Genomic DNA, 21,664 nt, shown 5'->3' on the forward strand with positions numbered 1-21,664 from the left:
GTTAACCGCGTTGAAAGTCATGTGCCGCCTAAGGGTCAGCAGTGGCCTTCACGTAAATTGCTGCAATCGCTTCGATGCCGCGTTGATCGTCGAGATCGAAGCGCGCGAGCAGGGGGCTGTCGAGGTCGATGACACCAAGAATTCGACGATCCCGGATCAACGGCACCACAAGCTCCGAGCGCGAGGCTGCATCACAGGCGATGTGATCGACAAAGGCGTGCACGTCCTCGACCAGCATGGACTGCCGCCGTTCGACCGCTGTCCCACAGGCGCCGCGACCCACAGCGATGCGCACACACGCCGGCTTGCCCTGGAACGGTCCCAGGACCAGCTCTTCGGGCGATCGCAAGAAGTAAAAGCCGGCCCAGTTCAAATCGGGGAGGCTCGTGAACAAGAGCGCCGCGGTATTGGCAGCATTCGCGATCGCATCGCGCTCGTCGCCGATGAGGCCGCCTAGTTGCTGCGCCAGGTCCCGGTAGAGAGCGACTTTGTCATCGACTACAATCACTCTTCCCATTCCTCATCAAGCGTTAAGATTGACGGTGCGGTGGCGCAGCGGCGGTACCAATATTCTGCGTTCGATTGATCGCCTTTCTTGCGATGGAGGTAGGCATGCACACGCATGACCGTCGATAGATAATACCCGCGCCAGCGGCCGAGCGGTAGCGTGCGTCAGGCAATATCCGGATATGACCGCATTGGGTGTGCGCCGTGCCAACGCGGCGGCTTTCCAGTGGGTGCAAGTCCCACCCGGCAACCGCTCCGCCGGAAGCAATCGGAGCAGGTATGGAGGAGACGACATGTCTGAAGCCTTCGATTAGCGGGTCACGAAAGGCAGGATATCTGACAATAGCGGTCACGGCTAAGTTCGAGCTTGCCGGTCACCTGCTTGCTTTAAACGCCTCATATCGCGCTTCACGTTCGGCCCGGTATGCAGGATTTCGATGGAACTCGGCTATCACGTGACGCTGGTGCGCGACGCGACGGCCGCCTTCTCGCACGAAATGATGCACGCTTGGCGGCGATCGGTCTCAGCCAGAGCGATTGTCCGGCCCGCGCGACACTGACGGCCGTTCTGATTTCGCCGATGATCGTGCCGGTCGTCGTCGCCGCCGTCGGCATCTACTACGCCTTCGCCGCCGTCGGCCTGCTGAACTCGCTGACGGGGCTGGTGCTTGCCCATACCGTCCTCGGTGCCCCCATTCGTCGTCGTAGCGGTCACGGCAACGCTCAGCGGCTTTGATCAAAACCTCATGCGGGCGGCGGCGAGCCTTGGTGCACGTCCCGTCGAGGCTGTCTTCCGGGTCATGCTCCCGCTGATTGCCCCCGGCGTCGCTTCGGGCGCACTCTTTGCATTCGTGACGTCGTTCGACGAAGTCGTCGTCGCACTATTCATATCCGGCTCAGAGCAGCGAACACTTCCGCGCCAGATGTGGAGCGGCGTGCGCGAGACCCTCAGCCCGACGATTGCCGCAGTTGCGGCGCTCCTGATAGTATTTTCGACGCTGTTTCTCGCAACGATTCAGTGGCTGCAACGACGAGCCGAGTTGCAAAAGGTCCGCCGCGACGGATAAGAAATCAGATTTGAAGCTGGCTGTATCGGCGATCAAACCCGCTCGCCACCACGAGGTGCTAACTGTGCCTGCCTGGCGAGCGTGGAACAACGAGCTTGGCCTTGAGAATCTGAACCACCTCGCCGTGCTGGTTGATCGTGCGGCTCACAACGACTGCGATGCCTCGATCGGGCTTCGAGCGCGAGGGCGTGATCCCGACCACCTCGCTTTCGACGTGCAATGTATCGCCGGGGCGCGTTGGGGCCGGCCAGTTTAGCTCTCCTCCCGCTCCAACGAGGCCACCCTCGAAGGGCAAGCCCGTCTCGACGTTGAGACGCATTGTAATGGCTGCGGTGTGCCATCCGCTTGCCGCCAGCCCCCTGAAGAATGTGTCCTTGGCCGCCGCCTCGTCGGTGTGAAAGGGCTGCGGGTCGAATTGCGACGCGAACGCCTTAATCTGCGCTTCGTCAATCGTGTGAGTCGCGCTTGTGAAGCGCTGTCCGACATAGAGATCATCCAGAAAAAGACGATCAGGCGCGAGATTACTCATCGTTTCCCTCCTTCATGTGGTCGGTCTAGGCGGCGCCGATCGATGCCTAAGTGGGCGCCGCCCGTGCCGGGACGATGGATGGGTCAGGCCGCTATGCGATCAGCAGCACGAGGTGACTGCGCCTCTCGAGATTGGCCAACCGGTCCTCAGCAGACCCCACAGAGCAGCGGCCCAGCTCCGACTGCGGGCAGAAGCAAGCACTCGGCGAAGGATTAAGCTCACAAGGGATTGACGCAAAACCCGTTCGCATAATGTACCGAGTGGAATTCTCGACCCTATTTGTTATCGATCAGGTGCAAGGCGGAATTGCCCCTTGTCACCGCCGCTGCCGACAGCCTCTGGTCGAATGTGGCCAGCTTCCCCCATGCGCCTTCGCTAGCGCAAGCAGATAGGTATCCGTTACCTGGCCCGAGATTAGGATTGTCGCCGGAGCGATGTCATCTGCGCCGACGAGACTCACATCGTCCGGCCAAAAGCGATGCCCGGGGAGCGCCCGCAATTTGCCAACGATCTCCATCACGGGTGAGGGCGAGCCGGGAGAATTAGGATATTTGGCGTTGCCGACAATGCGGATGACACCATTTTCAGTAATGGGGCAGGTAGCCACGCGGCCTGACCCGTCTCCGCGAACCATTCGTGCGCATCGTCATGGGCTACATGGCCCGGATCGATTAAGGCGATCAGCACATTGACGTCGAGCAGGAAAGTCACGGCAGTTCGTCACGCAGGGCGTTGACGATTTCGAGCGTCACTGGCGGAGCATTTGGCCGAGGTGATAGGAGAGGAATTCCATTGCGCTCGCCGCTGCTGCGCGGTCTGTGCAGAGAACGCCTCGCCAGTTCGGAAATGACCTCGCCGACGCTCCGGCGCTGCTGGGCTGCCATCGCCTTTGCGGCGATCAGGACATCGTCGTCGATTACCAGTGTCGTTCTCATATCCGCCTCGTTGCGCATCAGTCATCACGCATCATTTAAGGCGAAAGGTCGGCCCTCTCAAGGCGGATACGAAGGGACGCAGTCATTGGTTCAATCCGCTCATCGGCGGAAAACTGTTGAAATCACATTCTCAACTCTGTGCGCGACACACGGGTCTCCGGTTCGAATCTGCTCAACGCGACGGATGTAAGCCGACTCCCCGAGGGCGGCGGTCGCATCGGCCGCCCATCCATCGATCGTCTTAGGTGGGTGGAGAGCGGAATTCCGATCAGCAGATACCAGAGGGCAGCTTCGCGCCGCTATAAGCGGTAATCCGAGATTCTTAGGCGGCCAGCCTTTAAAGCTGGAATCGAAACTGACTTCCGCGTTTTCAGAACTTTGTCATGTTCGCGCCGGGTGGGTTTGGCGATCGCACCAGGTCGCCTTGTATTCCTCCACCGCCTTCAGCAACGGCCCGAGAACCCAGTTGTACATCTCGCCGATATTGTGCTCCTCCTGCGGGTCCGACTCGATATTGAACACCTTCGGATAGCCGTTCATCGGCGCGGCGCTGGATCCTACCCCGCCCATCAGTGTTGCGCCGCCAGGGCCGCTACGGCCGGGAGCTACGTCGACGAAATAGGCCCGGAATTGCTTCCAGCGCACGGCGACCAGATCCGAACCGACGAAGGTCAGCAAATGCTCGCGACGTCCGCTGTCGTCCTCGCCGAGCAGCAAATCACTCTGGTCGATCCCGTCGATCGGTCGGTCGCCCGGCACCTTGCCCCCGGCAAGGTGCGCCAAGGTCGGGAAGAAATCCATGATCGAGAACATCGCATAAGACGATCACGGCAGCGGTGCGGATCGCGCCTTCGCTGACGTCGCCCAGCGCGCCGCGATAGGGTCCGGTTGTTCCCATGTCCGGCATGTCGGTGCCGAACCGGCTCGCTCCAGGGCCGTCCGGTCCATTGTCGGAAGCGAAGACGACAATGGTGTTTTCCTCCAGGCCAAGCTCCTTCAATGCATCAAGCATGGTACCGACGATTGCATCGCCCTCCATCAGAGAATCGCCGAACTGACCGATGCGGGATGCTCCTTCGAAGCGTTTCGAGGGCAGATTCGGAAAGTGCGTCCGGGAAATCGGCAAATACAGGAAGAACGGCTTGCCCGCTGCCTTTTGACGCCTGATGAAGTCGACGCCGTGATCCACCAGCTCCCAGTCGATCCCGCGACGCACTTCCTCGGTGTACGGTTTCACCAGTTTTAGCGGCTCTTCCCGTTTAGCCTCGACAATATGCAGCCCCTTGTCGAGCGGGATGTCCGCGGACTTGGTCTGGTGGCCCTGGCGGATCATCCCGAAGGCGTCCCAGGTGTCACCGGGCGGTATTCCGTAGAACTCGTCGAAGCCTTGGTTCTGCGGCTGGCTGTAGGTTTGGGCACCAAGATGCCACTTGCCGAACATCGCGGTGGCGTAGCCTGCGTCGCGCAGCATCTCCGCCATGGTGATCTGGTTTTGGGGCAGCGAGAAAGGCGTGCCTGCGACCGCAACCAGCGAGAGCCCGGAGCGGATGGAATAGCGCCCGGTCATCAATGCGGCCCGCGATGGCGTGCAAGACGGTTCGACTAGGAACTGCGTCAGCCGCAGCCCCTCGGCCGCAAGTTGATCGATGCGCGGCGTCGGCGACCCGCGCAGCTCCCCGCCTCCGTAAACGCCGATGTCGCCGTAGCCGACGTTATCAGCAAGAATGAACAGAATGTTTGGTTTTGTTTGCTGCGCAGACGCCGTTCCGGCAAGCAAAGACTGAGCAATGAGACACGACCCGATCGCCAGTACGCCGCGCGTCCGCCGCCACAATCTGAGCCACTTCATGCTGTGTCTCCACCTGTTTGGCTATCGATCCAATGGACCGTCGTTGGACGTCGCTGCGGCCTATGGCTACGACGAGCGTCTGGTCGTCGCTCCCTAAGCTGTGCCTGGTGCGCTCTGACTTCATGCGCCAAAATTCTAGCCCTGCATATTGTCCCTTGGGGAAGCATGCTCGCAATCCATTCAATCGCTGGGGGAAACCGTCAACGCCCTGTTGACGGCGCTGACCAACAATTCGGCCGGGAACGGCTTGTGCAGATACGCCACGCAGCCCGCCTTGACCGCTTCCAGCTCAAGCGCCTCGTCCTCCACGGCGGTTATGAAGATGACCGAGAGATTGACACCGGAGGCCTTGAGGCGCTGCCACAGCTCGACGCCGGACATGCCACCAAGATGGATATCTAGCACCACGCAGCCAATCCGGCTTGCATCGGCACGGCTGAGAAAGGCCTCGGCCGACGAATGTCCTTCGGTCGCAAAACCATTTGCGTTCAACAGGCGTTCGACGCTCCTGCGCATGCTCGGATCGTCTTCGACGACAGCCACGGTGCGGAGTGGGCTTTCCAATTGACGCCTTTCTGGAGCCAATGCGAAAAGCATGACCAGCCCCGATCATGACGATCGTATGACCAACCTCGAGGGCTGGCTATTGTCCTTTGGTGAAGCGCGCTGTTCCCATGTAGCTACCGTTGCAGTTGATCTGCCGATGGATCGACAAGCCCTAGTCTCTCGGCGATCGACACCGTCTCCGCCAACGACCGCGCCCCAAGCTTTTCCATGACATTATGACGGTGTGCCTTGACCGTGCGTTCGGAGGTGCCAAGCGCATGGGCGATTTGCTTGTTGAGTTTGCCGCGGACGATCAGGCCAAAAACTTCGCGCTCACGTGGCGTCAGGTTCCCCAGACGCGCCCGCAGCGCATGCTTGCGATCCTGCTCCAGGCGCTGTGTCTCGCCGCGGCGCAACGCCCGCTCGACGGCCTCCAGAAGCGCCTCCCTGGACGCCGGCTTTTCGAGAAAATCTTCAGCGCCAGCTTTCATCGCTCGAACGCTTGCCTTGATGTCACCTTGCCCCGTCAGAAACACGATCGGGACCAGCGGGGCTTTCTCGGCCAGCCTTTCCTGCAGTTCGAGTCCGCTTAGGCCAGGCAGGCCAAGGTCGAGGAGGACGCAGCCCGGCTCGCCGTTCGGAAGCTGCGCGAGAAACTGGTCTCCCGATTCATAAAGGGCCACGCGGAAACCGGACGCCGAGAGCAGCCGTCCAACTGCGGTGCGGAAGGATGGGTCATCATCGACGATGTGAACGACGGGTTCCAATTGCTTCACCCATTTCGTGCGAGAGGCAGCACAACACGGAAAACCGCTCCGCCTTCCGGGCGGTTGGCGGCCCAGATCTTGCCGCCGTAGGTTTCGACTATCGCGCGCGCGATGGAAAGGCCAAGCCCTGTCCCTGTTGGCTTTGTAGTATAGAACGGCTCGAAAACACTGGCGAGTTGTTCGTCGGGAATACCGCGGCCCGTATCGGAAATCGACAGCTCCGCCTTGGATTCCTTCGTCAGCGTCGTTTCAAGCGTGAGCCTCCTTTCAGTCGTGACCACGTCCAGCATTGCGTCCATCGCGTTTGTCGCGAGGTTGAGAATGACCTGCTGGACGTGAACCCGGTCGGCTCGGACCGGCAGCTCCCGTGGAGCCCGGTTAGCACTGAGAACCACTCCTCTCCGCTCGGCTTCTCCGCGGAGAATCCGGATCGCACTCGTCGTCACGTCATTGAGGTCGAACTCCTGCCAATCGATCTCGCCTCGCTTCTTGAGCAGCCCTCTCATCCGGGAAATGACGTCATGGGCGCGCTGATCGTCGTTTTGAATATCCACGAGGATCTGCTCGATCAGCTCGAGGTCGGGCCTTTCGGACCGAAGAATGACCGCCGCCGCCTCGGCGTTGCTACGGATGGCACCGAGCGGCTGGTTGAGTTCATGCGCGATCGACGCCGAGAGCGCGCCGGCAGTTGCGGACTGATTGAGGTGAACCACTTCGAGGAGACGATGGCGTGATTCGGTCTCCGCCGCCCGGCGGCGGCGGCGTTCGACAAGAAGCCCAACAATAACAGTGCCCTGTGCCGTGATGATAGCAAGTGCCGCGACTGTGGCAAGCCAGTACTGTTCCCAGAAGGTCGGTTCCTTGAACATCTGGATTGCGCCCGGAGGAAGGTTCTTCTCCGACAATCCCCAGCGTTGGAGCTCCCTCGCATCGGCGACATAGCTTTGGGGCGACTCGCGATTTGAAGTCGGCTTGCCAGCAAGGGCATCGAGAGCGAGGTCGGCCACGGTCTTGCCCAGCGACTCGAACGTGACGACGCTGCCCCCGACAACGCCGTAGTCGATGTAGGTGAGGTACGGACCGTAGATCGGCGCGCTGGCAGTCTCCGAAATTTGTTTGACCGCTTCACGCGGAATGAAATTGCGGCCGTCGCGGTCCTTAAAGATCGTTAGCGCCAGGACGATGCTGTCACGGGGAAGCTCGGCGGCCCGCCTGGTGAACTCGTCGATGGTCAAGTCCTCCAGGTAGGTCGTTTCGTAACTCTTGGAAAAAGCCGCAAGATCGGCTCGCGCCGTGGCGAGCCACGAACGGTCGAATTCTGATGATCCTCCGATGATGAAGAGATGACGCGCCTCCGGCTGGAGTTCGCGAGCCATCTCCGCAGTCTTGAGGATGTGAAACTCACTGAAGGCCCCGATCACATCGCCGGGCAGGTCCATTTCTTCGGCCGTGGAGCTGCTGAAGCCGGCGACGATTATCCTTGCACCGTCCGCAAGGTTCTTGCGGTTCGCAGAGATGAACCGCGCCGATTCTTCGCCGAGCGCAAGCACCACATCGGGGCGGCGGTCCGCATACTTGGCCGAAAGATACCTGCCCATTCGGCCGACGTGCTCCGCCTCTGGAAATCTCGAAAGATCGAGGAATTCGGAGAAGAGATCGATCTTTCCTTTGGTAGCATCGAGCAGTCGCGTCCTTACAGCCTCTCCAGCCTCGGTCGTCGCGGCTATTCGTTCGTCATATGGGTAGAGAATGAGAACACGTGGAACCCGACCCACGATCTCCATGGACATGGACGGGGCCGCGGCAACCACTCCGAGAAACATGCAACAGAAGGCCGCAAGCCACCCGAGCCGGCACGATCGCATCGTCCAATTGCGCACCAAGCCCATTGCCTTGCCCCGAGAAGCTCATCGACAAATAGCAAAGCCGCGTCGCCCTTACAACCGCACAATAGATCTCAGGAAGATCACAATTGTAAGGGTTGCCCCAAGGTACAATATCGCTGCGGATCGTCATTCGGTAGGTTGCTCGCCATGAGTGCCGTTCGTAATCCGCGACGGACGCTCTGGCTGGATGCCGTTCCCAATCGAAGGCGTCCGAATTTTTAAAGTTACTCCAGTTGTTTCGATTGATTTCAGTGTGAATACGCGACCGGCGGCACTCGTTGGATTTTCCGTCGTGCGCTTGGGTGAATCACCGTTCGGCCGGAGATCTCAACGGAGGACTCAAAATGAATCGTAGGATCATCTGCGGCGTTGGAGCATTGGCTGCTTCAACCGTTCTCTGGTGTACCCCATCCACCCTGCAGGCCCAGGAAGCACAAACAAAGCCCAACATTCTCTTCATCGTATCCGACGACACGGGCTATGGTGATCTCGGTCCCTATGGCGGCGGCGAAGGTCGCGGCATGCCGACGCCGAACATCGACAGGCTGGCGGACGAAGGAATGACCTTCTTTTCCTTCTACGCCCAGCCGAGTTGCACGCCGGGCCGCGCCGCGATGCAGACCGGACGTATTCCGAACCGCAGCGGTATGACGACGGTCGCCTTCCAGGGCCAGGGTGGCGGCCTGCCGGCCGCCGAATGGACGCTTGCGTCAGTGTTGAAGCGCGGGGGCTATCAGACCTATTTCACCGGCAAGTGGCACCTTGGCGAGGCGGACTACGCGCTGCCGATCGCGCAGGGCTATGACGAAATGAAATATGTCGGCCTCTATCATCTCAACGCCTACACCTACGCCGATCCGACCTGGTTCCCCGATATGGACCCGGACCTCAGGGCCATGTTCCAGAAGGTGACGAAAGGTTCGCTCTCCGGCAAAGCCGGCGGCGAGGTGACGGAGGATTTCAAGATCAACGGCCAGTACGTCGACACGCCTGTGATCGACGGCAAACCGGGCGTTGTCGGCGTCCCCTTCTTCGACGGCTATGTCGAGAAGGCGGCAATCGAATTCCTCGATGCCGCCGCCAAGAAGCCGGATCAGCCGTTCTTCATCAATGTGAATTTCATGAAGGTGCACCAGCCGAACCTTCCTGCCCCCGAGTTCCAGCACAAGTCGCTGTCGAAGAGCAAGTATGCGGACTCGGTCGTCGAACTCGACACGCGCATCGGCCGCATCCTGGACAAGCTGCGTGAAACCGGCATGGACAGAAACACCCTTGTTTTCTACACGACCGACAACGGGGCCTGGCAGGACGTTTACCCGGACGCCGGATACACGCCATTCCGCGGCAGCAAGGGCACCTTGCGCGAGGGCGGCAATCGCGTTCCCGCGATCGCAGTCTGGCCGGGCAAGATCAAACCGCGGACGAAGAATCATGACATCGTTGGCGGCCTCGATCTCATGGCGACATTTGCCGCAGTCGGCGCGGTGCCGCTGCCTGACAAGGATCGCGAAGACAAGCCCATCATCTTCGACAGCTATGACATGTCGCCGGTCCTGCTCGGCACAGGCAAGTCGGCGCGCAAATCATGGTTCTACTTTACCGAGAACGAGCTCTCCCCCGGAGCGATTCGCGTCAACAACTACAAGTTCGCGTTCAACATCCGTGGCGATGACGGAGCCTCGACTGGTGGGCTGGCCGTCGACTCGAACCTCGGCTGGAAGGGCGCGGAGAAGTATGTCGCTACGGTACCCCAGGTGTTCGACCTGTGGCAGGACCCGCAGGAACGCTACGACATTTTCATGAATAACTTCACGGAGCGGACCTGGATGGGCGTAGTCATGGGTGAGGAGTTGAAGAAGATCATGACCACCTACGTGCAGTATCCACCGCGGAAGCCGCAGAGCCTGACTTACAACGGCCCCATCACGCTTTCGGATTACCAACGCTTCCAGTGGGTCCGCGACTCACTCGCGAAGGAGGGCGTCAACATTCCGATCCCGACTGGCAACTGACCTTCGTACCGCGGCGGCCCTGAGCAATTCGGGGCCGCCGGCAAGACTCTACCAGTCCACGACGACCCAGTTGCTGCCCGGTTCAGTGCGAAATTGGACGACGTGTCAGTTGGGTTCAACGAGGGCGCGGGCCCAGCCCCGCCTCTGGCAGTTGGGAGGAATTGAACAATGTACAGATTGAAAAGCGCCTGGCTTGGTCTTTTGGGTTCCGCTTTTGCCGCGATAGCAACGATTGACCCCGCGGCGGCACAGGAAAAACCCAACATCGTCGTCATTATGGCAGACGACGTCGGCATCTGGAATATCGGCGCCTACCACCGCGGCATGATGGCCGGGCGTACGCCGAACCTCGACAAGATCGCCGCCGAGGGCATGTTGTTCACCGACTATTACGCCGAGGCGAGCTGCACGGCTGGTCGCGCGGCCTTCGTTACCGGCCAACTCCCAATCCGCACCGGCATGACCACTGTTGGTCAAGCCGGCGCAACTGTCGGCATGCCGGCAGAAGCAATGACCATTGCGACGGCGCTCAAGGATTTGGGCTATGCCACTGGGCAGTTCGGCAAGAACCATCTCGGCGACCGCAACGAGTATCTGCCCACGGTCCACGGCTTCGACGAGTTCTTCGGCTACCTGTATCACCTGGACGCCATGGAAGACCCGGCACATCCGAACTACCCGCAGGATCTGCTGGACAAGGTCGGCCCGCGCAACATGGTTCACAGCTTTGCGACCGAAACCGACGATGCAACGGTAGACCCGCGCTGGGGCACGGTCGGAAAGCAGAGGATCGAAGACGCCGGCACTCTCTTTCCGGACCGGATGGAGACTGTGGATGAAGAAATCCGCGATGTCGCGTTCAAATGGCTCGACAAGGTGAAGGCGGAGAACAAGCCGTTCTTCCTGTGGCTCAACCCTACACGCATGCACATCGTGACTCATTTGTCGCCCAAATACGAAGCTTTGCGCAATTCCGAGAACGGATGGTCGCTCCAGGAAGCTGGTATGGCCCAGCTCGACGACATAGTGGGCGCGACCATGCAGAAGTTGACGGACATGGGCCTCGACGACAACACGATAGTCGTGTTCACGACGGACAACGGCACCGAGACCTTCACCTGGCCGGATGGCGGCAACACGCCGTTCAAGGGACAAAAAGGTACTGTCTATGAAGGCGGGTTCCGCGCCCCTGCGATGATACGCTGGCCCGGAAAAGTGCCTGCGGGTACGGTCGAAAATGGCATCATCTCCGGTCTCGACTGGTTCCCCACTTTCGTTGCCGCTGCCGGCAACCCGAACATCAAGGAGGAACTGCTGAAGGGCAAAACTACCGGCGACAAAACTTACAAGAACCATCTCGACAGTTACAACCAGATGGACTTGATCACCGGTAAGGGTCCTTCCGCCCGGCAAGAGGTATTCTATTTCGGCGAAAGCACCCTCGGAGCGGTGCGCATAAACGACTACAAGTATCGCTTTATTGACCAGCCCAACGGTTGGATCGGCGTCAAGAACCAGCTCAACGCGCCGAGTTTGACAAACCTGCGCCTCGACCCGTTCGAGCGCTTTGGCTGGCCGAATAGCGGGACACTTGACGGGGCCCAGGAATATTGGGGCTGGTTCCAGTACGAGTTCTGGCGTTTTGTCTTCGTCCAGCAGGAAGTGGCGAAACTCGCCCAGACGGCCATCGATTATCCACCGCTACAGAAGGGCGCAAGCTTCAACCTCGACGCCGTGAAGGCCCAAATTGAGGCGGCCGTTAAGCAACGCCAAGGGCAGTAGCATCCGCGCAATCTGCGCGACCGATCGCCACTTTGGTCGGTCGCCAATGAGCATTTCGCCGTCGATCGGCAACTCGTCACAGACATGTAGCAGCCGTTCCGACAAGGTGATGAACATAACAATACGGAGTCTCACATGCTTGCGAAGTATGATCTCCCCCGACTGACCCGTCGCGTCATACTGGCTGCCGCCGCGGCTCTGCTCGTCGCCCCCCTCGCTCTCGCGCAAACCGATCCTCTTCCCTCCTGGAACGACACCGCCCCGAAGGCAGCCATCGTTGCCTTCGTCGAGAAGGTGACGAAGGAAAACTCGCCCGACTTCGTTCCGGAACCGGAGCGCATCGCCGTCTTCGACAACGACGGCACGCTGTGGGTCGAGCATCCAATGTACGTTCAGCTCGCCTTCGCCCTCGACCGTGTGAAGGCGGAGGCTCCGTCCCACCCGGAGTGGAAGGACACGCAGCCGTTCAAGGCGGTGCTTGAAAATGACATGAAGGCCGTTGGTGCGTCCGGCGAAAAGGGCCTCATGGAACTCATTTTGGCGACCCATGGTGGAATGACCAGCGACGAGTTCCAGAAGATTGCTTCCGACTGGATAGCCACCGCGCGCGACCCGAAATTCAAGAAACCCTACACCGAGCTGGTCTACCAGCCGATGCTTGAACTGCTCTCCTACCTGCGCGCCAACGGCTTCAAGACCTTCATCGTGTCCGGCGGCGGTATCGAATTTGTGCGGCCCTGGGCCGAAAAGGTCTACGGCGTTCCCCCCGAACAGGTCGTCGGCTCGTCGATCAAGACGCAGTTCGAGATGCGTGATGGCACGCCCACCCTGTTCCGCCTGCCACAAGTCAACTTCATCGATGACAAGGCGGGCAAACCTGTCGGGATCAATGCGCATATCGGCCGCCGACCGATCGCCGCCTTCGGCAACTCCGACGGCGATCTGGAAATGCTGCAATGGACGACGATGACGGGCGGGAGCGTCCGTTTCGGCATGCTCATTCATCACACCGACGCTGAACGCGAATACGCCTACGACCGGGACACGGAATTCGGCCGCCTCGACAAGGCGCTTGATGCTGCCGCCCTGAACCAGTGGACGGTTGTGGACATGAAGGCCGACTGGAAACAGATTTTTCCGGAGAAGTAGGACTGCATATCCGCGGCTCAGCGCCTTCCAAGAGGGAGCTTTGGTGAAGGTAGGTTCGACGAGACCGGCGCGGGTTTCGGCCAAGTCGCTGGCCGAAACCTTTGGCCGCACGTACTGGGTCCACATGCGGGGTCTGCCAGGATGGCGAATGCGCGTCCAGCCGTTTGTGTGTATCGGACGAGCGTCGGTTCGTTGGACAGCCTTGGCGCTCTTTTCCTTGATTACGTTGGCGGCACCTGCGCTTGCGGCGGAAAAGACCGAAGCATCGGTGTCTGACCCGCTGATCGCGGTTCATGACGGCTTCGTGGACGAGAAAACCTGCTCGTCGTGCCACGCCGATCAGGCTACCGCCTTCGCCAAGTCGCATCACGCCAAGGCGATGGCCGTCGCAGACGACAGATCGGTGCTGGGCAACTTCAACAATATCCAGTTCGATCGCGATGGCGTTGCCGCATCCTTTTTCCGCCGGGACGGTCGCTTCTTTGTCCGCACCGAAGGGCCGGACGGCAAGCAGGCGGACTACGAAGTCAAATATACGTTCGCCTATGAGCCTCTCCAGCAGTATCTCGTTGATCTCGGCGGCGGCAGGTTGCAGGCTCTCGACATCGCCTGGGACACCCAAAAACAGGAATGGTTCTGGCTGGGCGAAGTCAGTCCGGCACGGCCAGGATCCACATATCATTGGACAGGCCCCTTCTACCGCTGGAACCGCACCTGCATCGACTGCCATTCCACCGATCCGCGGACCAATTTCCAGCCGCAGACGCACGAATATAAGTCGTCCTATGTCGCGACGAGCATTGGCTGCCAGTCCTGCCATGGTGGCGGTGCAAAGCATGTCAAATGGGCCAGAGCCAAAGCGGCTAATGCTTCAACGGCGGCGGCAGATTCCGGCCTGTCGAAGGTCGATGCGAACACTTGCTTCGCCTGTCACGCGCGACGCAGCAGGCTTGTCGATGGCTATCGGCCGGGAGGATCCTTTCTCGACCATTTTTCCCCAGCGTTGCTGCGCAGCGGTCTTTATTTCCCGGACGGGCAGATTCGCGACGAGGTGTTCGAGTACGGCTCTTTCCAGCAGAGCAAGATGGCAAAGGCAGGCGTCACCTGCTTCGACTGCCACAGCCCACACGAGGGGACCGTCAAAGCCGCCGGCAACGCGCTGTGCACGCAGTGTCACGCCGAAACCGCGCCGGAACGTTTTGCAGGCAACGACCCGAGCGGCGCGTTCGATACGCCGGCCCACATGCATCATCCGCAAGGCTCGGCTGGCGCTCTTTGCGCCAACTGTCACATGCCGGAGCGGATCTACATGAAGGCGGATCCGCGACGCGACCATTCCTTCGTCATTCCCCGCCCGGACCTCTCCGCGCTCTACGGAACGCCGAATGCCTGCACCTCCTGCCACGAGGGCAAAACGAACGCCTGGGCGTCAGAGAACCTGGACAGGTGGTATGGCAAGGCTTGGCGGCAACGTCCCTCGATCGCCCATGCGTTCGCGGGAGCTGCGCAGAACGATCTGGCAGCGATAGAGGATCTGCGCGAGTTTCTGGCCGACCGTGAACAACCGGGCATCGTCAGGGGAAGCGCGGTGGCCGAAATGACAAGGCTCGATGGAGCAGCCACCGCCGCGGACGTCGGGGCGGCGGCGGGAGATCCCGATCCGCTCGTCCGGCTCGGGGCAGCGGAGGCGGCTGCCAACTTGTCCCCTGAACTGCGGTTGGGCGCGATCGGGGTCCTGCTGGCGGACGAAACCCGAGCGGTCCGGGTGGCCGCCGCTAAGGCTCTTGGCAGCACGCCGTCGCTGGACCTCCTCGGCGATCAACGCCGCGCCTTCGATGCCGCCGTCGACGATTTGCGTGCCTATGTCCAGGCCAACACGGACAGCGCCGAGGCGCAGAGCACTTACGGATCCTTCCTCTTCGAACAGGGGCGCACGGACGAGGCGGAAAAGGCGTTCCGCCAGGCGATTGTTCTTGACCCGACACTTTCGGGTGCGCGCACCAATCTTGCCGAGTTCTATCGCGCCACGGGTGACAACGAGAAATCCGAACAGGCCTACGCCGAGGCGGTCACGGCCAATCCGGATCGGGCCGACCTCCGCTATGGACACGGTTTGTCGCTCGTTCGTCAAAAGGCGATGCCGGACGCAATTCGCGAGTTGGAAGCGGCAATGCGCCTGGATCCAGTGAATGCCCGATACAGGACGACGGCGGCGATCGCGCTCGATGCGGTTGGTCGAACGGATGACGCTTTCGCGCTGTTCGATCCGGTTGTTGCAAATGGTGCAATAGACGCCAATCTGCTCGGCACTGCCATTCAGCTCGGCCTCAAACTCGGCCGCTATGCCGAGACGCTTAAGTTTGCCGAGGCGCTCGCCCGTCTCCAGCCGAACGATCCTCAAACCGCAGAACTCGTCAGACAATTACAGGATGCAGTTCAACATGGCCGATAAGCGCGGGGGTTTGCACTGGTGGCGGTGGGAACGGAATTCCGGGGACGGCGAATGCGGTGTTACGTGGCCGGTGGCGTCTCTTATTGGAAAAGGAAGCACAGTGAGCATCGAAACCAGCTCCGATCGTCCTCCATCTTCGCTGCTCCTGTCGGGTGGATGGCTTGTTCTCTTTGCGGTGCTCGTCCTGCCTGCCGGATGCGGCGGGCATCCAAAGGGCGTGCTGACGCCAGTTGCGGACACGTCGCCCGACTCGAGCCGGGTGAGCATGCTGATCGCCACGACCCGTGGCCGCTCCGAGCATGCCGGAGAGATGTTCACGGGCGAGCGGGCACGCGCCCCCGCGTTCGCGGACATCACGGTATCGATCCCGCCTGTCCGCAAGGCTGGCGAGGTCGCCTGGCCGAAGCGGCTCCCACCCAATCCAGCGACCGACTTCGCGACCGTGAAGGCGGACGAACTGACCACCGACGTAGCCAGGACCTGGCTCAACGCCACGGTCAAGAAAAGCCCGGACCGCAGCGTCCTCGTGTTCGTCCATGGGTTCAACAACCGTTTCGAGGATGCCGTCTATCGGTTCGCCCAGATCGTCCACGATTCGGGTGTGAAGAGCGCTCCAGTCCTCGTCACTTGGCCGTCGCGCGGCAGCCTGCTCGCCTACGGCTACGACCGCGAAAGCACCAACTACACGCGCAATGCCCTTGAGGCGCTGTTTCAATACCTGGCCGCTGATCAAGAGGTGAAGGAAGTATCGATCCTTGCGCATTCGATGGGCAACTGGCTGGCGCTCGAAGGCTTGCGCCAGATGTCGATACGGAACGGTGAGCTACCGGCGAAGTTCAAGAATGTGATGCTTGCGGCTCCGGACGTCGATGTCGACGTGTTCCGTTCGCAGATCGAAGACATGGGCAAGCGGCAGGCTCGCTTCACATTGTTCGTGTCGCGTGACGACCGTGCGCTCGCTTTCTCACGCCGGGTCTGGGGGGACATCCCCCGGCTTGGCTCGATCGATCCGGAGGGTCATCCTTACAAGCAAGAACTCGAAGCGAACAAGATCACCGTGATCGACCTCACGAAGGTGAAGGCTGGCGACGGTCTGCATCACAGCAAGTTCGCGGAATCCCCAGAGGTCGTCCAACTCATAGGCGCACGCATATCCGAGGGCCAGACGCTCACCGACAGTCGGATGGGGCTCGGGGACCACCTTATTGCCGGGACCACGGGCGTTGCAGCCGCCGCTGGCAACGCCGCAGGTCTGGTCCTCGCTGCCCCGGTCGCCGTGGCAGATCAGCACACCCGAGACAACTATTCGCATCACCTGAGCAACGTGACCGGGCAAACGGGCGGAGCGAAAAAGGCAGTAGCGGGGAGGTGCATTGCTAACGGACCAGCGATGCGGGAAGCTGCATGCGATTCCTCGCGACAATGACGGCGCAGTACGACCTTCGAGTCCGCCAAATGACAAGGAACAGGCAATGACGAATTCCATCAGATTTTGGCTTTCCGTCGCTGTCGCGGCGATGATCTGCACCGGTGTCCAGGCGGCCGACGTCTCGCCGCTTATGACTCCGCCCCCTCAGCCGGCCGAATCCGAGCCTGGGTGGACGTTCTCGGTGGCTCCGTATTTCTGGATGGCCGGGCTGTCCGGCGATACCACGCAGTTCGGGTTGCCGACGGTGCATGTGGATGCTGACTTCGGCGACATCCTCGACCATCTCGATTTTGCATTTATGGCGGCGGGCGAGGCTCGCTATGACCGGTTTAGCGCCATCGGTGACGTCATCTACACCAAGCTCTCCGCCGACGCCGAAACCCCGCTCGGCATCCTGGCGAATGACGTCGACGTGACGTCGGAGAGCTTTTCGGGGCTGCTGGGCGTGGGATATGCGGTTCTGGACGGTCCGGAAGGACACCTGGACGTCGTGGGCGGTGTCAAGGTGTGGTCGGTCGAAACCACCATCTCGTTCAACGGCGGCCTCTTTGGTGGCGTCGAGAGAGAGGACAGTGCCGCTTGGGTGGACGGTATGGTCGGCTTGCGCGGGAGATATTCCTTCACTCCGGAGATTTACCTGACAGGATGGGGTCTGGTCGGCGGCGGTGGAGCGGATATCGACTGGGATGTCGCGCTAGGGCTTGGCTACGAAATTAACGAACGAATATCGGCGATCGCAGGGTATCGTGCGCTCGGGGTCGACTACAGCGACGACGGTTTCCTGTTCGATGCCGTGCAGCAAGGACCGATTCTCGGGGTCGCGATAAAGTTTTAATATCGAGCGGCCGTCGGTCTCCTGCGCAACGATGGGAGGCAATCGGATGAGCACAGTCTTCGGGCATGGCTGTAGGGGGCTCCTTTACGCCTCGATGTTTCTGTTTCTCCAGCTCGTTTTCGGGCTAACCGCCCCCTTGGCGGCTCAGGAGACGGCGGCACCAGCGCCGCCTCCCAAGGTGCAGCAACTCATAGAGCTGCTGGACGATCAGGAAGTGCGGCGATGGCTTGCCGGCGGACGGGCCGCAACGCCGGTGGCCGTCATGCCAGCGGAGGGAGGACTTGCTTCTCGTTGGGTAGCGGCGATCCGAAGGCATTTTGAGGGCATGCGGAGTGCCGTGCCGCGCGTGATTCCCGAGTGGGTGGCGGCAAAAGAGCGCATCGCGGCAGAGATGGATCAGGGGAGTATGCCGATCCTGCGCGGCTTCGCCCTCGTGTTCCTTGTCGGCTACGGCGCCGAATATCTTCTGCGCTTTGTGCTGGGGCGGAGCGCGCGCCGAAGCGCGGCCGAGTCCGGGCGGGGGCTCGCCGCTCTTATTCGCATTGCGCCGCTCTTCGTCTTCGCGATCGCAGCGATCGCCGCTTTTGCGCACACCGATTGGCCGAGCCGCCTGGAGGCGGCGGTAGCGCCGCTCCTCATCGCATGGATCGCCGCGCGCTTGCTGATCGCGGTGGCTTCGACGGCGCTGAAACCGAGATCCGAGGACGAGGGCTCGTTAGTCAGCCAGGCAGAAAGCGTCTCGCCAGGGCCGAATGCGCAACTTTTCTGGTACAGACGGTCTGTCCTCTTCATTTGTGCTATGGCTTTCGCCTGGGCCATCGTCGACATGATGCAGGCTCTCGCCTTGCCCGCCGATGTCCGTGATCTAACGACCGCCGTCTTCGGCCTCGTCGTGCTCGGCCTGGCGATCGATACGGTGTTGCGCCGGCCCGTGGTGGAACGGACAGCCGGACGGCGGATAATGCGCAATGCGCTGATCGTCGGATTGCTCGCGTTGTTGTGGTTCCTTTGGGCCGCTGGGATGAAGGTGCTGTTCTGGGTCGGCGTCTACACACTTATTCTGCCGCCGCTGTTGCGTTTCGTTAGCGCCGCGACGCGGAGCACGCGGGATACCGAAGCGGTAGATATCATGCGCGTGTTGCGCAACGTCCTGATCGATCGCGGTGTGCGGTTCTTGATCGTTGCGCTGGCGGCCGCCTGGCTCGCCATAGTTTTCCACCTCAACGGCAGCCCGGTGATCCAAGGTGATGTCGTCAAGCACATCTTCCGCGGCGTTCTCGCCGGCGTGGTCATCCTCCTAACGGCCGATCTCGTCTGGCAATTGGCGAAGGAGCTCATCAATCTTCACCTGAAACGGGCCGCCGTGGAAAGTACGGATTCTGCACAGCTCGCCCGCAACATGCGGGTGCGCACACTGCTGCCAATTCTGCGCAACTTTCTCGCAGCCTTTATCGCGGTCGTCGCCGGTATGATGGTTCTTTCCGGCCTCGGGGTCCATGTCGGCCCGCTGATCGCCGGTGCCGGCGTCTTCGGCGTAGCCATCGGCTTCGGCTCGCAGACGCTAGTCAAGGACATCATCAGCGGCATCTTCTACATGATGGACGATGCCTTCCGGGTCGGCGAGTACATCCAGAGCGGCAGTTACATGGGGACGGTCGAATCCTTCAGCATTCGCTCCGTCAAGCTGCGACACCACCGCGGGCCGGTGTTCACCGTGCCTTTCGGCTCGCTCGGCGCCGTCCAGAACATGAGTCGCGACTGGGTAATCGACAAGTTCAAGATCAACGTCTCCTACGACACCGACGTTGCCAAGGTGAAAAAGGTGGTGAAGGGCGTCGGGGCCAAACTGCTCGAGGACGAGGAACTCGGGCCGCTGATCATTGAAACCGTCAAGATGAAGGGCGTCGAGCAGTTCGGCGACTATGGCATCACCCTGGGTTTCGCGATGACCACCAAGCCGGGTCACCAGACCCAAGTCAGGCGCCGGGCCCAGGCTCTGATCAAGGAGGCTTTCAAGGAAAACAACATCCAGTTCGCCTCGCCGACGGTCCAGGTTGCAGGTGACGAGCCACGGGCGACGGCCGCGGCCGCTGCGACTCGCGATGCCATCGCCAAGAAGAACGCCGCCTTGGCTGCGCAACAGGGAGGTGAGGCAGCGGCCGAGTAGCCTGGCCTTCGGCAGCATCGTTTACATCGGCAGCAGCGATCTTGTGCCGGTTCACGGACGACCTCACATGGTTTGCAGATCATCGACCTACTTTGGGCTGAGCGCACCGAACCTCGTACGGCTCGGCCTGAGGACACCGAGGCGAATGAGCCAGCGGACGCTCCCTTCGTAATCGTCGCGTGGATGTGACTGCATTTTGCACGCACCTAGTATCCGCTTTGCGGCCAACAGAGGGCATAGCTGGCGCTATGGTCGGGCGGCCGCTCTGGGTCGACAGCGGAAACTGGCGTTTCTGAGATAAGGGCGTAGCGCAACTTTCCCATTAAACAACGCCAGAACGGCGAACACTGTCACGCAACACGCGTTTTCGCCATCAGAGCAATGGCGATTGCGCATGGCGTGTCAGGGACCGGAATGTGTCCCTGTCGACCGGACAATGCATAATCCGATGTGGCTCATCGAGCTTTCGACCGGCTGGGCGTGGCGAGCCGCAGGCCGGTAGCGCCGGCAGTAGTTGGGGGCACATAGGTGCGAGCCGCCCTTGACGACCCGGCGTGGGATGCGGATCTGTGGTTGCGCCGGATCGGAACGGTTTTCCTCGTCGACGACGACGAACAGGTCTTGCGCGCCTTGAGGAGATTGCTGTCGGCCTTCGGTTATCGGGTGGAATGTTTTCGAAACGCCGAGGCGCTGTTGAGCGGTGCCGATCTCCGCGGCTCGGGATGCATCGTCCTCCATCCTGCCCGGCATGGACGGCCTTGGCGTCCAGCAGGCGCTTATGGCGAGTGGAGGATGTCATGCGGTGATCTTTCTCACGGGCCGGGGCGATATCCCTGCGAGCGTGAAAGCTATGAAAGCCGGCGCCGTCGACTTCCTCACAAAGCCGGCGGATGCTGCCACGTTGCTCGCCGCCGTGCAGACGGGCCTCGAGCGTGCAAGGTTGGAATACGAGCGGGAGATGAACAAGGCATCGGTCCTGCAGCGGTTGGCGAGCCTCACGCCACGCGAGGTACAGGTCATGGAACTGGTCGTGGCAGGGCGGCTTAACAAGCAGATCGCCGCCGATCTCGGGATCGTCGAAAAGACCATCAAGGTCCATCGTGGTCGGATGATGACAAAAAATGGGCGTACGAACGGTCGCCGATCTTGTGCTGGGCAGCCATGGCGGCTTCCCGCCTGGCCCCTTGACCGCCGAGGATCAGTCGGGACCGACCTACCTCGCTTCAGGGGCAAGGCGGTCTGCGCCCGGTCGGGCGCGGACCTATCGCCTCGGTCAGAAGTCCATGCCTCCAGGCGGCATCGGTGGAACCGGCGCTTCCGTCTTCGGCTTCTCGGCGACCATTGCCTCGGTGGTAATCAGCAGCCCTGCGACCGAGGCGGCATCCTGCAACGCGGTGCGTACGACCTTGACCGGGTCGATCACGCCCTGCTCATAAAGGTCACCGAACTCGTTGGTCTGGGCGTTCCAGCCATAGCCAAATTCGGACTTCTCGCGCAGCTTACCGACAATGATCGAGCCTTCGGCACCCGCGTTCTCGGCGATCTGGCGCACCGGCGCTTCGATCGCACGGCGGATGATTTCAATGCCGTGCCTCTGGTCGGGGTTCTCGGTCTGAACGCTGTCCAGAGCCTTGACGGCTCGCAGCAAAGCCACGCCACCGCCAGGCAGAACCCCCTCCTCGACGGCCGCCCGCGTTGCATGCATCGCGTCATCGACGCGGTCCTTGCGTTCCTTGACCTCGACCTCGGTCG

16 protein-coding genes and 5 pseudogenes are annotated in these 21,664 nt (G+C 61.0%); 10 read left to right on the forward strand and 11 right to left on the reverse strand.

Annotated features, from left to right (window positions below):
* Positions 1-28: 28 nt before the first annotated feature.
* Entirely contained in the window at positions 29-517 is a 489-nt protein-coding gene (gene msrC / locus ILFOPFJJ_RS30885) for a free L-methionine (R)-S-oxide reductase MsrC (RefSeq protein WP_173514300.1), read from the reverse strand.
* A 418-nt stretch (positions 518-935) separates the two neighbouring features.
* On the opposite strand from msrC, the pseudogene ILFOPFJJ_RS35565 reads away from it, so the two are divergent.
* Together ILFOPFJJ_RS35565 and ILFOPFJJ_RS30890 are read left to right on the forward strand one after the other, a co-directional pair.
* A pseudogene (locus tag ILFOPFJJ_RS35565) lies at positions 936-1,016 on the forward strand (cysteine hydrolase); the annotation flags it as partial.
* A pseudogene (locus tag ILFOPFJJ_RS30890) lies at positions 1,016-1,574 on the forward strand (ABC transporter permease); the annotation flags it as partial. The pseudogenes ILFOPFJJ_RS35565 and ILFOPFJJ_RS30890, both read left to right, overlap by 1 nt.
* A gap of 58 nt (positions 1,575-1,632) precedes the next feature.
* On the opposite strand, the gene ILFOPFJJ_RS30895 reads toward ILFOPFJJ_RS30890, so the two are convergent.
* The 8 genes and pseudogenes from ILFOPFJJ_RS30895 to ILFOPFJJ_RS30920 all read right to left on the reverse strand — a co-directional run bounded on the left by ILFOPFJJ_RS30895 (position 1,633) and on the right by ILFOPFJJ_RS30920 (position 8,089).
* A complete protein-coding gene (locus ILFOPFJJ_RS30895) occupies positions 1,633-2,103 on the reverse strand; it encodes a MaoC family dehydratase (RefSeq protein WP_173514301.1) in 471 nt (156 codons plus the stop codon).
* 275 nt (positions 2,104-2,378) lie between these two features.
* Positions 2,379-2,814: pseudogene (locus tag ILFOPFJJ_RS35570) on the reverse strand (TA system VapC family ribonuclease toxin).
* Entirely contained in the window at positions 2,811-3,038 is a 228-nt protein-coding gene (locus ILFOPFJJ_RS30900) for a CopG family transcriptional regulator (protein ID WP_210267660.1), read from the reverse strand. Before ILFOPFJJ_RS30900 ends, ILFOPFJJ_RS35570 begins: the two are co-directional and overlap by 4 nt.
* Positions 3,039-3,419: 381 nt before the next feature.
* Positions 3,420-3,797: an alkaline phosphatase family protein gene (locus ILFOPFJJ_RS35575; protein ID WP_312032763.1), complete on the reverse strand. Its 378-nt coding sequence runs from the start codon at positions 3,795-3,797 to the stop codon at positions 3,420-3,422.
* The gene (locus ILFOPFJJ_RS30905; protein WP_246299928.1) at positions 3,757-4,887 is read right to left on the reverse strand and encodes a sulfatase-like hydrolase/transferase; all 1,131 of its coding nucleotides are present in this window, start codon (positions 4,885-4,887) and stop codon (positions 3,757-3,759) included. Before ILFOPFJJ_RS30905 ends, ILFOPFJJ_RS35575 begins: the two co-directional genes overlap by 41 nt.
* Before the next feature lie 180 nt (positions 4,888-5,067).
* Positions 5,068-5,484, reverse strand: a complete 417-nt coding sequence (locus ILFOPFJJ_RS30910) for a response regulator transcription factor (RefSeq protein WP_173514303.1) — start codon at positions 5,482-5,484, stop codon at positions 5,068-5,070.
* An 83-nt stretch (positions 5,485-5,567) separates the two neighbouring features.
* Complete coding sequence (locus tag ILFOPFJJ_RS30915) at positions 5,568-6,209, reverse strand: response regulator transcription factor (RefSeq protein WP_173514304.1); 642 nt, start codon at positions 6,207-6,209, stop codon at positions 5,568-5,570.
* The gene (locus ILFOPFJJ_RS30920) at positions 6,206-8,089 is read right to left on the reverse strand and encodes a sensor histidine kinase (RefSeq protein ID WP_173514305.1); all 1,884 of its coding nucleotides are present in this window, start codon (positions 8,087-8,089) and stop codon (positions 6,206-6,208) included. The genes ILFOPFJJ_RS30915 and ILFOPFJJ_RS30920 overlap by 4 nt, the downstream gene beginning before the upstream one ends.
* Positions 8,090-8,430: 341 nt before the next feature.
* Here ILFOPFJJ_RS30920 and ILFOPFJJ_RS30925 point away from each other — a divergent pair, with 341 nt between their 5' ends.
* From ILFOPFJJ_RS30925 to ILFOPFJJ_RS30955, 7 genes are all read left to right on the forward strand, one after another.
* Positions 8,431-10,098: an arylsulfatase gene (locus tag ILFOPFJJ_RS30925; RefSeq protein WP_173514306.1), complete on the forward strand. Its 1,668-nt coding sequence runs from the start codon at positions 8,431-8,433 to the stop codon at positions 10,096-10,098.
* Between the two features lie 168 nt (positions 10,099-10,266).
* Positions 10,267-11,880, forward strand: a complete 1,614-nt coding sequence (locus ILFOPFJJ_RS30930; RefSeq protein ID WP_173514307.1) for an arylsulfatase — start codon at positions 10,267-10,269, stop codon at positions 11,878-11,880.
* Positions 11,881-12,015: 135 nt separating this feature from the next.
* Positions 12,016-13,029 carry an HAD family hydrolase gene (locus ILFOPFJJ_RS30935; protein ID WP_173514308.1) on the forward strand — a complete coding sequence of 338 codons (1,014 nt, stop codon included), beginning with the start codon at positions 12,016-12,018 and terminating at the stop codon, positions 13,027-13,029.
* A 148-nt stretch (positions 13,030-13,177) separates the two neighbouring features.
* The gene (locus tag ILFOPFJJ_RS30940; protein ID WP_173514309.1) at positions 13,178-15,481 is read left to right on the forward strand and encodes a tetratricopeptide repeat protein; all 2,304 of its coding nucleotides are present in this window, start codon (positions 13,178-13,180) and stop codon (positions 15,479-15,481) included.
* 139 nt (positions 15,482-15,620) lie between these two features.
* Positions 15,621-16,907, forward strand: coding sequence for an alpha/beta hydrolase (locus ILFOPFJJ_RS30945; RefSeq protein WP_210267666.1), 1,287 nt, complete (start codon positions 15,621-15,623; stop codon positions 16,905-16,907).
* 91 nt (positions 16,908-16,998) lie between these two features.
* On the forward strand, positions 16,999-17,745 hold the full coding sequence (locus tag ILFOPFJJ_RS30950) for a hypothetical protein (RefSeq protein ID WP_173514321.1): 747 nt from the start codon (positions 16,999-17,001) through the stop codon (positions 17,743-17,745).
* Positions 17,746-17,791: 46 nt separating this feature from the next.
* Complete coding sequence (locus tag ILFOPFJJ_RS30955) at positions 17,792-19,912, forward strand: mechanosensitive ion channel family protein (protein WP_173514311.1); 2,121 nt, start codon at positions 17,792-17,794, stop codon at positions 19,910-19,912.
* A gap of 402 nt (positions 19,913-20,314) precedes the next feature.
* Here the strand turns inward: ILFOPFJJ_RS30955 and ILFOPFJJ_RS30960 are convergent.
* Positions 20,315-20,512: pseudogene (locus tag ILFOPFJJ_RS30960) on the reverse strand (SUMF1/EgtB/PvdO family nonheme iron enzyme); the annotation flags it as partial.
* Between the two features lie 178 nt (positions 20,513-20,690).
* Here ILFOPFJJ_RS30960 and ILFOPFJJ_RS35580 point away from each other — a divergent pair.
* Positions 20,691-20,972, forward strand: a pseudogene (locus tag ILFOPFJJ_RS35580) (response regulator transcription factor); the annotation flags it as partial.
* A gap of 213 nt (positions 20,973-21,185) precedes the next feature.
* On the opposite strand, the gene ILFOPFJJ_RS30970 reads toward ILFOPFJJ_RS35580, so the two are convergent.
* On the reverse strand, positions 21,186-21,664 hold a 479-nt coding region (locus ILFOPFJJ_RS30970), incomplete at its 5' end, for a TCP-1/cpn60 chaperonin family protein (RefSeq protein ID WP_282438714.1).

It is taken from the genome of Sinorhizobium psoraleae (assembly GCF_013283645.1).
GTDB lineage: Bacteria > Pseudomonadota > Alphaproteobacteria > Rhizobiales > Rhizobiaceae > Sinorhizobium > Sinorhizobium psoraleae.